This is a genomic window from Mesorhizobium sp. LNJC391B00, assembly GCF_000502535.1.
GTDB lineage: Bacteria > Pseudomonadota > Alphaproteobacteria > Rhizobiales > Rhizobiaceae > Mesorhizobium.
In genome coordinates this window covers 402,804-414,685 of the sequence record NZ_AYWI01000005.1, presented here as the reverse complement: position 1 = coordinate 414,685, position 11,882 = coordinate 402,804, and the positions used below count along the sequence as shown (strand labels likewise).

The 11,882-nt window shown below is 59.0% G+C and carries 15 protein-coding genes; 13 read left to right on the top strand and 2 right to left on the bottom strand.

Annotation, left to right across the window (positions count from 1 at the left end):
- Positions 1 to 105 precede the first annotated feature (105 nt).
- Positions 106 to 765, bottom strand: coding sequence for a hypothetical protein (locus tag X750_RS149390; RefSeq protein ID WP_023747609.1), 660 nt, complete (start codon positions 763 to 765; stop codon positions 106 to 108).
- A gap of 1,022 nt (positions 766 to 1,787) precedes the next feature.
- Here X750_RS149390 and X750_RS149400 point away from each other — a divergent pair.
- The 13 genes from X750_RS149400 (at position 1,788) to X750_RS1000000166415 (ending at position 11,225) form a co-directional block, all read left to right on the top strand.
- Positions 1,788 to 2,549, top strand: coding sequence for a hypothetical protein (locus X750_RS149400; RefSeq protein WP_156932397.1), 762 nt, complete (start codon positions 1,788 to 1,790; stop codon positions 2,547 to 2,549).
- Between the two features lie 276 nt (positions 2,550 to 2,825).
- A complete protein-coding gene (locus X750_RS1000000166425) occupies positions 2,826 to 3,422 on the top strand; it encodes a hypothetical protein (protein WP_023747606.1) in 597 nt (198 codons plus the stop codon).
- Entirely contained in the window at positions 3,419 to 4,477 is a 1,059-nt protein-coding gene (locus X750_RS149410; RefSeq protein WP_023747605.1) for a phage major capsid protein, read from the top strand. The genes X750_RS1000000166425 and X750_RS149410 overlap by 4 nt, the downstream gene beginning before the upstream one ends.
- 2 nt (positions 4,478 to 4,479) lie before the next feature.
- Positions 4,480 to 5,013: an HK97 family phage prohead protease gene (locus X750_RS149415; protein WP_023747604.1), complete on the top strand. Its 534-nt coding sequence runs from the start codon at positions 4,480 to 4,482 to the stop codon at positions 5,011 to 5,013.
- 99 nt (positions 5,014 to 5,112) lie between these two features.
- The gene (locus X750_RS149420) at positions 5,113 to 5,337 is read left to right on the top strand and encodes a cold shock domain-containing protein (protein ID WP_023747603.1); all 225 of its coding nucleotides are present in this window, start codon (positions 5,113 to 5,115) and stop codon (positions 5,335 to 5,337) included.
- Positions 5,334 to 5,762 carry a hypothetical protein gene (locus X750_RS149425; protein WP_023747602.1) on the top strand — a complete coding sequence of 143 codons (429 nt, stop codon included), beginning with the start codon at positions 5,334 to 5,336 and terminating at the stop codon, positions 5,760 to 5,762. The genes X750_RS149420 and X750_RS149425 overlap by 4 nt, the downstream gene beginning before the upstream one ends.
- 113 nt (positions 5,763 to 5,875) lie before the next feature.
- Positions 5,876 to 6,319: a hypothetical protein gene (locus tag X750_RS1000000166420; protein WP_023747601.1), complete on the top strand. Its 444-nt coding sequence runs from the start codon at positions 5,876 to 5,878 to the stop codon at positions 6,317 to 6,319.
- Entirely contained in the window at positions 6,309 to 6,626 is a 318-nt protein-coding gene (locus X750_RS149435) for a hypothetical protein (protein WP_031242895.1), read from the top strand. The genes X750_RS1000000166420 and X750_RS149435 overlap by 11 nt, the downstream gene beginning before the upstream one ends.
- Positions 6,623 to 7,021 (top strand): hypothetical protein, encoded by a 399-nt coding sequence (locus tag X750_RS149440; protein WP_023747599.1) that lies wholly within the window; start codon positions 6,623 to 6,625, stop codon positions 7,019 to 7,021. Before X750_RS149435 ends, X750_RS149440 begins: the two co-directional genes overlap by 4 nt.
- Positions 6,984 to 9,722 carry a hypothetical protein gene (locus tag X750_RS149445; RefSeq protein ID WP_023747598.1) on the top strand — a complete coding sequence of 913 codons (2,739 nt, stop codon included), beginning with the start codon at positions 6,984 to 6,986 and terminating at the stop codon, positions 9,720 to 9,722. Before X750_RS149440 ends, X750_RS149445 begins: the two co-directional genes overlap by 38 nt.
- Positions 9,723 to 9,921: 199 nt before the next feature.
- Entirely contained in the window at positions 9,922 to 10,626 is a 705-nt protein-coding gene (locus X750_RS149450) for a hypothetical protein (RefSeq protein WP_023747596.1), read from the top strand.
- A gap of 107 nt (positions 10,627 to 10,733) precedes the next feature.
- Positions 10,734 to 11,018 carry a hypothetical protein gene (locus tag X750_RS149455; RefSeq protein ID WP_023747595.1) on the top strand — a complete coding sequence of 95 codons (285 nt, stop codon included), beginning with the start codon at positions 10,734 to 10,736 and terminating at the stop codon, positions 11,016 to 11,018.
- 33 nt (positions 11,019 to 11,051) lie between these two features.
- Complete coding sequence (locus X750_RS1000000166415; RefSeq protein WP_023747594.1) at positions 11,052 to 11,225, top strand: hypothetical protein; 174 nt, start codon at positions 11,052 to 11,054, stop codon at positions 11,223 to 11,225.
- Here the strand turns inward: X750_RS1000000166415 and X750_RS149460 are convergent.
- The gene (locus X750_RS149460; RefSeq protein WP_156932396.1) at positions 11,222 to 11,707 is read right to left on the bottom strand and encodes a hypothetical protein; all 486 of its coding nucleotides are present in this window, start codon (positions 11,705 to 11,707) and stop codon (positions 11,222 to 11,224) included. The genes X750_RS1000000166415 and X750_RS149460 overlap by 4 nt on opposite strands.
- Positions 11,708 to 11,882 lie beyond the last annotated feature (175 nt).

Sequence of the window (11,882 nt, the reverse complement as noted above, 5' to 3'; positions counted from 1 at the left end):
GACGTTGAACATCACCAGCCTGCCATGACCGCCCTCTCTCAGCGAATTTGCAGAACTCTCAGCACACTACCAAAAATAGAGGTGCCGCAAATCGACGTGGTGCCGCTAGGGCTGCGAAGAAAGGACCGGCTTGCAGAGGCGCTCTATCGTTGCCACGGCGGAATCGATGTTCTTCGATATCTCATCCTTGTCAGGTTCGTCCCAACCAATGACAACTTCATATTTCTCCTGGCGTTCGGAATTCAACGGCTTTCGGTCGTTCAGCAACGCATAGGTGGCATGTTGAACTCGATTATAGCCAGTCACCAAATGGGAAAAGGCAGCGTCGCCATCGCTCCCAAAAAGCGCCGCGAAACGATATCGCTGCGCATTTAACTCTGAAAGAAATGGAAGCTCCTTTGTGAGCCGCTCCAGTGGTGCGTAAATGGCATTTTTGTAAGCCGCCGCATCATCAGTTTCATCTTCGCCCCTCTCTCGCGTGGTTCCTTCGCCACTGCGGGCAAAAGGTTGGCGGGCGGCTTGGAAGATAGATCGAGCCCTGTAAAAGCCCCCCAACACCGTCTCAGCGATATCAGTCTTTCGTTTCCAATCAGCCAGGGCTCGTTCGTAAAGATACCTCTTTTCCGCCAATGCGGCATCTGCAGCTAGACGTTCGGTATGCATCGTCCTTGCGCTGCGGGCGGCAAGGGTAGCTGAAACCAATGATATTGCGCCCGAGACGACCGCCGCGACAACCGCTGGTCCAATCAGAGCAGTGATATCCATCGACGCACCTCATGAACAACGAGAATCGATTTATCGACACACCGGTACCCGTTGGCTACACATGCAACACACAATATGTGGGAAGTCACAATGCGGCTTTTACTGAATTCTTGACGGACGGGACCGAGCCGCCTTTTATGGGCCATGCGCTGAAATAAAATGCGGTTTTCCCGGCTCCTCACCTGTTTACGACGTGTGGAGTGGACTGGAAAAAATCGCCTCAGAATACTATTTTAGTGTTTACCGGCGCGCTCGACGCTAGGTAGGGTGAACAGACCGGCAGAAAAAGATGCGCGAAAGCGCTATATATAGACAGAAGACCGTCGCCGCGTTGGCGCCGATGAAGACCGGCCGCGCCGGAGCCCGCGCTTACAGCGCCTTTCCCTAGAGTTCCAAATGATGTCCCGCACCATCGCGGTCGGCGCCGAAACGGCGCAGGTTCGCAAGCTATCTTGGGCTGAATTCTATCGAATCGTGCCGGTCAGGAAGCCCGCGAACGATACCCGTTCGGACTTTGGGGCGAGCCACGGCACGCATGGGGGTAGCCAGACGAGGCCGCACCTTGATTTGCCAAATGGGAACAAGATGCCAATGGCTCCTGCTCAAGCTCGAAAAGGGAGCCGGCTGGCGTCCTCGCCGATCGAAATGCACGGCTAGGCTTTCGTCGACTGCGGCCAATACGGCGCACCGCTCGAGCTGATCGTCGGACATCTCACAATCGGGAACTTTATCTCGCACCCACTGAACGGCAGCAAAGGTTGAAATGATCCGGCCAGGAGCAGAGCAGCCGATATACCCGACGATAGCGTCAGCGACGTCATCGGGAATATGAAAGTTCAAATGGCGCGAGGTGGAAGCTGCGCGGTTTGGCATTTCGCCTTCAGTAAGCCCCACCGGACTGGGACGCCGGGAAAGAAGAATTAGCAACACCTAATGTACGGCGCAGGATGTTATGCACCGTTTTCTTATTGCGGAATGGCACTGCCCGGCTTGGCCGGTTTCTCGAATGGGATGACCACCCGATGACAAAGACCACTCGTAAAGAAATGCTGGTTGCTGCCGACACGATTCTGAAGGCCAACCCGGTGGAGAAAAGCACGGCGATCCGGATCCGATACCGCGGCGGGCGCCCGGCCCTGACATGGATGAAGAAGCACAACGCCACCGGCGCCGCCGCTCTATGGCTTGTAGCCAGAGAGCGGTTGCCGCAAGCCGCGAACGATAACCTACCGATTGAAGCCGGACTTAACGTCGACCGCAGCCGCAAGGATGGAAGGTCGCGCGGCAAGAATCCGATTCCGCGCTCGCTGGATGCGTATCTCGCTCTACCTGCCATTCAGCCACGCATGGGCGACGCAGAGCCAGAGCCCGCGCCACGCCCGTGGTGGGCTGGCAGGGAAGACGCCGAGCAGCCACGCATTACGATCAAGCCGCAGCGGCAAAACTTCGAATTCAGCCCACACTGCCGCTTCAGCTTCCATCCTCCTGAGATCGCTGAGGGTGCAAGCTTCCTTGGCGCGATGGGCGGACTCGGCCATCTCAAGATGGGAAAAAGACGTGGTGATGTGCGACACCCCGACCGCGCAGATCTGTGCAATCCGCCTCCAGAGATCGATGCCGTTATCGAAGTGATCTTGGCAGGAGGCGGTGTTGCCGACGTTGGCAGGGCTTTCGGGGCGAAGGGCGGACATGCGGACAGACGCGGGGGCGCCGAGCTGCTCGCGGCAGGCCGGTGGGCGGTACTGGCGATGGCGAATGACATTGGTCGCATGAGGGCTGCTTAGGCCCATGTGCCAAATCGTGGACCCGAAAACCCTCTAGGGCAACAACAACGAAATCGGGGCGCTTCGGCGTCCCTTTTCTTTTGCGCCTGACGTCTCGTCATCGTCATGCGTAACGCGCTCATTGGTCCAGTAGGCCAGGGCGCGGTCAATCGTGCACTTCGGGTGCGCCCGCACTTCCCGAAATCCGACTGTCGGCAACGGCAGTTGTTGATCGACCCCAGCCGTCCCGTCGGGGGTGGTTGGGGTACCGTTTTCCCTTCTGAAAGGACCATAGAGATGGCCACCGCAAAAAAAGCAGAGGCAGCACCCGCAGCGCGTGAGTTCGATGAAATCCAGCGCCGGGCGGGCGGCCTCAAAGCGCGCGAAAAGGAACTGCTCGCCGCTCAGATCGAACTAGAACAGGCCGGTATTCGACCGGAACTGCCTGCGGTCGGACCCAGCGTGAGGGATTGGGCTGCAGCGTTGCTCGATGGTTCAGCGGTCCCAGCCGATCGCGATCCAACACCTGGCGAAGATCTTCAAAAAATCGTTCTCGAACGCCAGGCCATCGCAATCGCACTCGACGCGCTTGCCGAACAGGAGAACCAGGCCAGGCGCATCGCTGCTGCAGAGATGCTGCAGGAATCGGCGGCCGAATGGCGGGAAATTGTCCGGCAGCGCGCTCTTGCTGTTCTCACTTTGAGGCGCGTCAACGCCGCGGCATTCGAATTCCGGGAGCGCATCCGGCGCATTGCCCGAACAAACCCCAACCTAATTTGCGACGTCACGTCGGGTCCGCTCTTCGGACCGCCTGTCGTCGGCGACGGCGTCTACACGTTTCTCGAATCTGCGGTCGCGGCCGGGATCATCACCAAAAAGGAAATCGCCCAATGAATTTTCACTCCGGCGCCCGCATCCGCGCCTTCGATACCGACGCGGCAGCCCTAAAGGCTGGCATGTTTTTCCGTGCGGCTCTGCACGATGGTGACGAGGTCGCACAAGCCTGGTGCGCGAAAAACAGCGTGCGTATCGAGAAGGCGCAAGGCGAAACTAGCGGCACTATCGGCGGCTATCTTGTCCCCTCCGAAGTTGAGGCCGGAATCATCAAAATCCGCGCACTGGTCGGAACGTTTCGACGCAACGCCGACATCAAGCGCATGGGCTCGGACACGCGCTCATTCCCGCGGCTCGACACAGGTTTGACGGCTGCCTTCGTCGGCGAAAATGCAGCGATTGCAGAGCAGGACCGCGTTTGGAGTTCCGTGACGCTTAACGCCAAGAAAGCGGCAGCCCTGTCTCGCATTTCCAGCGAACTCGGCGAGGACGAGACGATCGACGTTGGCCAGGACTTCGCCGAGGATGCAGCCTTCGCAATTTCAAAGCTTGAGGATGATTGCGGCTGGAATGGTGACGGCACAGGCGCCTATGGCGGGATTGTCGGGATCTCCACAAAGCTCATCGATGGCAACCACGACGCCGGGAAGATCGTGGCGGCTACCAACAACGACACGTTCGCCGAGCTAACGGCCGCCGACCTGGGCACAGTTATTGCCGCTTGCCCTGAATATGCCTTGGGTAACGCAAAGTGGTACGCGAGTTCATACGCAATCGGCCAGACGTTTGTTCGCCTCGGCGCGACCGTCGTTGGGCTTGAAATGACGCCTACCGGCCCGAAGCCGATCCTGCAGTACGGCTCTTATCTCATCGAAGCCGTGCTCAGCCTGCCCGGCAGCGGCGATCAGTCGGGCAAGGTGATGATTGCCTTTGGCGACCTATCCATGGCGGCAACCCTCGGCGACCGCCGCGGCGTGACCGTGAAGACGACTGAGGAGCGATACCTCGAGTACGACCAGATAGGCTGCCGCGCGACCGCGCGTTTCGACATCAACGTGCACGATCTCGGCAGCAACACCGTTGCTGGACCTCTTGTTGGTCTGATCGGAAACTGACCATGGCCGAGATCAAACGCTCCTTTGTGGCAACAGTGCTAAAGTTTGCCGGCGATGGCATCGGACCCCGACAGGTCCGTGCGGTCGTCTCCACTGGCGAGGTGGACCGCATGGGCGATATCATCGTCCAGAGCGGAATCGACCTAACCGCATTTCGCAAGTCTCCGACAGTCTTGTGGCAGCACGATGCCGACCATCCGATCGCGAAGTGTCTGAGCGTCGGTATCGAAGGCGGCAAACTCGTCGCCCTGGTGCAGTTCCCGGATGCAGGCGTCAGTGCCAAATCGGATGAGGTCTATGGCCTGATCAAGGCGGGCGTCATCAACAGCACTTCGATTGGCTTTGTGCCGCTCAAGTATGTGCCGATCGATCCATCGAAGCCTTACGGCGGGCAGCGGTTTACGAGCAGCGAGATGCTGGAATTCAGCTTCGTCAGTGTGCCCGCCAACTCGAGCGCTTTGATCACAGGCAGATCGGCCAGCCAGACGCCGCGCCTCGACGCAGCCAAGCGCAAGTTCGCGCAGCTCAGCCGGTAACGATCCAGATTGGGCATTCCGAGACGGGGTGTCCATCCGGCGCCGAGGTGGCGTCTGACCCTCGGCGCCGGCCTTTCAATTCGCAGCAAGGATACAAAGATGCCCCATCAAGACAGGCAAACCGGGACCGTCAACACGTGGATCGACGGTTCAGCATACGGCTTCATCTCGCCCCATGATGGTGGCGCTGATCTGTTCGCGCACGTCACTGCCTTGCCGGGTGGCCTGGACTGCCTGCGCGTCGGCCAGCGCGTTTCATACGATAGCCAGGTCGACAGACGCAGCGGTAAGTCGCGCGCGATCAACGTCGAGGTGATGGTATGACAGAGAAGGTTCACTTCGATGGCAACGGCGACAGGCTCGTCATCGAATCTGGCGGATCCATCATCGTTCGCAATGGCGGCAACCTTCGAGCCGAAGCAGGCGCCGTCATCGACCTTCCCGAGACGGTCGAATTCTTCGCTGGCACAAGCTTCACGCTGTCGACGCGCGAGCGCTTCGTGCGGACCACAAGCGCAAGCGCTGTGTCGATCATCGTGCCGCCGTATGCGTCGGTGCCATTCCCGCCTGGTACGACGCGCACCGTACTGCAGGGCGGCACAGGTCAAGTCACATTCGTTGCTGGTGATGGCGTCACGATCAACACGCCAGAGACGCTGAAGATTTCCAAGCGGTATGCGACTGCCATGGTCGTTGCGACTGACGTGCAAGATGTTTGGGATCTCGTGGGCTACCTCGAGGCAGCGTGATTGCAACCCAGGGTACAGGGTCATCGACCCCTTTTCAGCCTTTGGGTTGCGACCGATGGGTCCCTCACCTTTTCAAAACGTCCACTTTTTTTGTTTCTGACGAAGGTTTTTTCATGGCAGCGCGAGGCAGAAAATCTGCGGCAAGTTTGGCAATCCAGACCATCAACATCGGTCAGGCGACCACGTTGCGACCGGCGGAAGGCCTGTCGGTAGCCGAGGCCGAAATGTGGTTCGACGTCATGGCGTGCATGCCGTCTGGCTTCTTTCGTCCTGAAAACGCAGAGCTTCTCGCTGGCTATGTGCGCCACTCGGTGTCGGCCCGCGATCTGTCCAAGATGGTCGCCGAGTTCAACCCGAGATGGCTGGTGAAGGAAGGCGGACTGGAGCGGTTCGACCGGCTGTTGAAGATGCGAGAGCGGGAGTCGCGCGCAGCATCGGCGGCGGCTCGTTCCCTGCGCATGACGCCCCAATCCCAGCAAGATCCGAAGACCGCAGCACGCAACCGCAACAGCGGCTGGGAACCCTCCGCGTACGAGATGATGAACGATGAACGCTAAGGATAAGAAAGCACTGGAACGTTGCATGGAAATTGCCTCACGCGACCGCAGCCGGGCAGAGCAACTCGACAGCATGCTGAAGGATCGCCACTGGGACGAGGTAGCGCACTTCGCGTGCTATTGCGTGCAGTCCCAGGCCCTCAACTTGAAGCCATGGGAAACCGCCCCGGCCTTCGCTGATATTGCCCACCCCGAAGGCATCCGCCGCGATCCCAATGCAGGTGCCTTGCAAGACAAGATGCTAGCCGCTGGTTTGTCGGTTTTCGAACCGGATCCGCTCTCGGCACTTAGGAGTAACCGTAAATGATCACAGCCCGCGACCAACTCACAGCCGCGCACAAATCTATGACGAAGACCCAGATTGCCGAGAACGCGCTGCTCTTAGCTGACGAACTCGAGCGCATGCACTACGCCCTTGGCAGTGCAGTGGAAGGCATGAACGCAGCCGCGGCCGCGGTCGGCTCTTTCGAAGAACTCGTTCGCATCCTGAAGGCTGACATTCGAACCGCCAGCAATCTTTTTCAGAGCGGCAGGAAGCGCGCAGCGCGCGAACTTTTGGCGAGAATGGCAGCCGTCCCTGACTTGGACCAGATCACCTTACGCATCAAGTTGAGTAGTCGACCGCGATGTTCAGCCCAGGCGATGCGCGGGAGGCGCGCCACTGATGGCCGACGAAACCGTTATTACCGAGTTGGTCATTGACGCGAGGCAGGCCGAGCAGGGCTCGGCAGCCTACGTGCGCGCCATGAAGGCTGCGCAAACTGCCTACGACAAGACCATCGACCAGACCAACGCTGCCACTGTTGCGATGGAAAAGCAGACTACAGTCATGACCGGAACAGCCGGCTCGATCACCTCGACGGCCAAGGCTTGGGAGCGGCTTAAGGCTGGCGTCGACCCTGCCTACCAGGCAACGAAGCGCATGGAGGGCGCGCTACTGACCGCCGACGCTGCAGCGAAGAAGCTCGGCGTTGACCAGGCTGAAATCAACCGCGTTATGGACTTGGCGCGCACCAAGCATCTCGGCACCGCTGTGGCTGTTGAAGAGGGTGCAGCCGCTGCGAAGCTTGGCGCGACCCAATGGGCTTCGCTTGGCCATTCTGCGCGCTCCGCTGCGGAAAGCATCGCCATTGGCGCATCGCCGATGCAGGCTTTGACCCAGCAGGCCAACCATCTCAGCTACGCCATGAGCGGTCCTCAGGGCATCATTGCTGCAACTGCCGGCGTCCGCGCGGCATTCGGAACATGGATCACGACAATCCCCGGCTTGCTCACAGGGGCGGGCGTGGCCGCGGCTGCGGCTGTCGGCGCCTATTTGCTCGCGACGCGGGAAGACATCAAGTCAGCGGACGAGGTGCTTCAGAACCATAAGACGTTGATTGACGAGATTGCCAAAGCTTACCCGGCTGCTGCCGAGGCCGCGAAAAATACGAGGAACAGGCGGCGAAGATGCCGCAATCGGTTGCCAATGCTGATCTCAAAGACCAGATGGCTGACGCACAGAAGACCATGTCGTCTCTCATGCAGAAGATGGCGATCGATTCTGAAGGTGCTGGGCGGTGACTATGCCCTTACCGGCTCTGTCGGCTCTAAGGCATTCGCCGACATCTCTGAAAAGATCACGCAAGGTAAGACGGATGCGATCGATCTGCAGGCAACGTTAGGTCACCTGCGCGTAGATCCAACCCTGTCAGATACGGCTAGGGATTTCGCGAAGTCATTGCAGGATACCGCCAACCAGGCGGCGAAACTCGAGAATGCTATCAAGGCCGAGGGCACCGTCAGCGACGTCATAGGAGGCGGCCACGCAGTGAAGACGCTTGCCGACATCGCTGCCGGGTTCAAGGATGTCTCAGAGAAGGCGGGCAACGCCGACACGACGATTGCCAAATTGTTTGGCGACATGGGCGGCGGCTCTGGCGGTTTTGGTGTGACGCGGTCACTTGGCGGCCTCAGCGGCTCTATCCAGGCCACGCTGGGTCAGTTCGAACAGATCGAGCAGGCCGTCCAGAATTCCCGCCGCAACCAGCTTCAAGGGATGCTGGACCTTACCAAGCAGTTCCGCGACACAACGACGGAGGTCGACACGCTGAAAGAGGCCCTTGCCTCGGCTGGCGGCAAGGACAACATCAAGGCCTTCTTCGGCGATGTGAACAGTATCGAGGGCGCCAACGCGGCTCTCGGCAACACCGTTGGGATCATCAACAGACTCTTCGACGCGATGAGCACCGGCAACGCCAAAGCCAGCGATGTGGCATCAGGGGTCGACCTGCTGCGCAAAACCCTGGTCGATGGTGGTCTGGGCGTTGAAGCGGTCGACAGGTTCATCGACTCGCTAGTCCGCGCCCGCATGATGTTGGACGCCGACACTGGCAAAGTCCACCAGTTGGGCGCTGCGGTCAACGCTCTGCGCGACAAGACAATCACCGTCACGGTGGTCACGCGCCAAGTCGGCACCGGCACGCAGTCGACCTACGATGTACCGAACCAGACAGGCGGCACTACCGGCGTAGGCGTCACGCGCTACTCCTCGAACGGCCCAGCGGTCTCCTCGACTCCGATCTTCAACACCTCCACCAATTCGTGGGGCTACACGCAGCCCAAGACCTATCAAGACCCGAGGGTGCTTGCGCAGGTTAATGCCATGTACCCGCAGCGTGCAGCCGGCGGTCCAATCTCGCCCAACACACCTTATTGGGTTGGCGAAAAAGGCCCGGAACTGGTCATGCCTCAATCGGCCGGAACGGTCATCCCGAACGCTCAGTCAATGACACTTGCCAACCCGCAATCCGCCTTCACAGGACAGGTAGCCACGCGCGAGACCGATCGCATGTGGCAGTTGTTCATGAACATCGAGGCCAACACCCGCAAGACTTATGAGGGTGTCGATAAGTGGGCGACTACAAGCAGCTATAGCGGCGGGTCGTCGTCTTCCGTCAGCAGCGGGTCGTCGTCGTCAGGCAGCAACTTGGATGACAAAGCCCGGCAATACCGGAAAGTCCTTGCCACATGGAACTCAAACTTTGCGGCTGCCGGAATCGTCGGCAGCGGCAACATTGGCTATGGCGCGCAGGGACTCGGCGCCACGCCGGAGCAAATAGCGCGTCGCATTGTCTACGGCATGGCTACAGGCGGCATAATTGGCGGCGACTCTCGCGACACGCAAAAGGTCGAGTTCTTCAAGAGGCCGAGCGAGCGGGTCATCATTGCCGATAATGACCAGATCAGCGATCAGCGCAGTGGGTCGTCAAGGTCCGCTGGCGGAGGCGAGCGACCTGTAGAAATCAAACAATACATCAGCATCCCTGGCGGCGTGTCGCCATCCAAGGAAAGCCTGGCCGAACTGCGAAGGCAGACTGCCATGGGCGTGCGCGATGGCTTGAGGTCACTCAATGGTCGATAAGCTCGCATGCTCTCCGCGGGCGTCGTGTTGGCGCTGGCTTGGCCGTTTTAGAGATCGCTTGGGCTTGCCATGGCGCCGTCGGTGACCACGGATGTACTGGCGGCGGCGGAGAAATTGTCCGATGCCGGAGCCAGACCGATCTGCATTGCGGATCTCCTTCGCGATGCACATCTATTAGCCAGGGCTATGTGGGTGCTTCGTGATCACGATCGACAATGCCATTCGTCTGGCCATCAGCCTGACGCTTCTCTTCATCGGCTTTCAGATGGGGGCCATCTGGGGAGCGCAACCAGGGGTCAACGGATGGCTATACATGTGGCAGACGCTTTTCGCCGGGCTGATGGCCATAGGCGCCGCGCTGCTGACAGTCTTTGCCATGTTCCGCACTGACGCAAAACAGCTGGAGCGTCACAACGAAATCTACGCCTTGACCCTCCGCCGCGACATCCTTGCCGTCGAGCGGGCCGCTCACATGGACCACTTCTATCGCCGTCTCGCTGGCGACATCGCGGCGACCACCGGAAAGGTGAAGGCAAATCTGGAAAGTGGTACGATCCGCCCAAGTGAGGACGACATCGACGCCCTCATCAATCTCGGAAAGCGGTTCAATATCGCCGTCAATATGACGCTTGTGAAATCTGCTGCGGATTTTTTCGGGCCGAGAATGGCGCAGGTTTACGAGGGTCTAGGCTTCGCGATGCCGGGCTTGGAAATTGGCGTCAACGACTTGCACAAAATGAATCTGGCGCGGGGGAATGCTGCCGACCACAATCTGCATGCCGAAGCTCTGCGTTACATCGGAGACATCAGTCACTACAACGATAGCCTCGTAGAATTTGCAGATTGTTTGGTCGCTCTCGGGGACCGATATCAAGGGCTTAAACGCTCATCCTCCCCGTCATGATGCCAGACTGCCCGTCGATGGTATCCACTCCGGCTGCGCTTTGATCTTTGATAATTTGAGGAATATAATCCTCCTGTTGCGGCGACCCCTCAAACGGAGATCGCCAGATGCCCCATACACTCGCCGACGCCCTTGCCGACAACGAATCCATATACGTCAACTGCGGGCATCCTATGTGCGCGAAGTCGACCAAGCTCGACATTCAGGCGCTGATCGACCGGCTCGGGCCGGATCATGGTGCCATGCACTGGGATATTGTCGGGATGTTTGGATGCTCGTCATGCAAGGCTGCCGGCCGCGATCGCCGACCGGTGTTCTTCACCTGTATTCCCGATTATGAGGGCCTCAACAGGGCTCGCAACCGTGACTGGAAGCCGACTTTCGAACGATAGACGGCAGGTGCGGGCAGCGGCTATATTTTAGCGATGCCTGAAAAGCCCGCAACAACCTACATCGTCAGCGTGTTCGACAAGCCGAATTGGCGCACGATCCTGACCACGAAGGACAGGGCAGCCGCAGAGGCGCTTGAACAGGTGATGGTGCAGGATGGCGTTAAGGCGCAGATCGAGGAGATCACGCCGAAGCCGAAGAGGCGCTAATCATCCTCAATCGGCAGGAAGGTCGGCCACATTTCGACAACTACCCGTCGTAGCGCAGTGGTGAGGGACACGACGCTGCCGTCCCGGCGACGCACAAGAACATCTCCTTTGTCGTCGCCCTGAAAATCGGTTTCTATCTCGATATCCTCCCCCGGAATCTTCACACCCCATAGCGCTCCCGGTGTGCCAACTTCGTAGAAGCCCTTAATGGCGTATAGGTGCTTGTAGACCGTGGCGACACTTTGAATCGTGAGGAAGCTCGGCTCCAGACTGCATAGGTGTCTTAGAAGTTTCTCCTTATTTGGCCACTGCGCGACCATTGCCGGATTCTCGCGTTCATAAAATGCATAGAAGATATCCGCGAGTTGAAAGGCCGACAGGCAAGCATTGAACCCGCGCCGCGCGTCGTCGGGTTCCGCCAGGTAATCCTCAAGATTGGGCTCCACGAAAACATGGAAGAACGATCGTGGTGTTGTTTTCAAGGGTCGCAGCCATCCATAGTTTTCGCCTTCGCAAGGTTGTGATTGACGATTTCATTCGAGGAAAATGGCCGGCGCTGCAGTGGGAGGTTGCCTGATCAGCGCCGGCCGGACGGTAATCATGTCCGCCGCGGCTCACTGATAGCTGAGTCTTTCCGTTACGTCATGTGGGGATCGG

Bases quoted from the DNA above. Each gene is read 5' to 3' on its own strand.
- X750_RS149390 (WP_023747609.1), bottom strand. From the start codon at position 765: ATGGATATCACTGCTCTGATTGGACCAGCGGTTGTCGCGGCGGTCGTC.
- X750_RS149400 (WP_156932397.1), top strand. From the start codon at position 1,788: ATGACAAAGACCACTCGTAAAGAAATGCTGGTTGCTGCCGACACGATT.
- X750_RS1000000166425 (WP_023747606.1), top strand. From the start codon at position 2,826: ATGGCCACCGCAAAAAAAGCAGAGGCAGCACCCGCAGCGCGTGAGTTC.
- X750_RS149410 (WP_023747605.1), top strand. From the start codon at position 3,419: ATGAATTTTCACTCCGGCGCCCGCATCCGCGCCTTCGATACCGACGCG.
- X750_RS149415 (WP_023747604.1), top strand. From the start codon at position 4,480: ATGGCCGAGATCAAACGCTCCTTTGTGGCAACAGTGCTAAAGTTTGCC.
- X750_RS149420 (WP_023747603.1), top strand. From the start codon at position 5,113: ATGCCCCATCAAGACAGGCAAACCGGGACCGTCAACACGTGGATCGAC.
- X750_RS149425 (WP_023747602.1), top strand. From the start codon at position 5,334: ATGACAGAGAAGGTTCACTTCGATGGCAACGGCGACAGGCTCGTCATC.
- X750_RS1000000166420 (WP_023747601.1), top strand. From the start codon at position 5,876: ATGGCAGCGCGAGGCAGAAAATCTGCGGCAAGTTTGGCAATCCAGACC.
- X750_RS149435 (WP_031242895.1), top strand. From the start codon at position 6,309: ATGAACGCTAAGGATAAGAAAGCACTGGAACGTTGCATGGAAATTGCC.
- X750_RS149440 (WP_023747599.1), top strand. From the start codon at position 6,623: ATGATCACAGCCCGCGACCAACTCACAGCCGCGCACAAATCTATGACG.
- X750_RS149445 (WP_023747598.1), top strand. From the start codon at position 6,984: ATGGCCGACGAAACCGTTATTACCGAGTTGGTCATTGACGCGAGGCAG.
- X750_RS149455 (WP_023747595.1), top strand. From the start codon at position 10,734: ATGCCCCATACACTCGCCGACGCCCTTGCCGACAACGAATCCATATAC.
- X750_RS1000000166415 (WP_023747594.1), top strand. From the start codon at position 11,052: ATGCCTGAAAAGCCCGCAACAACCTACATCGTCAGCGTGTTCGACAAG.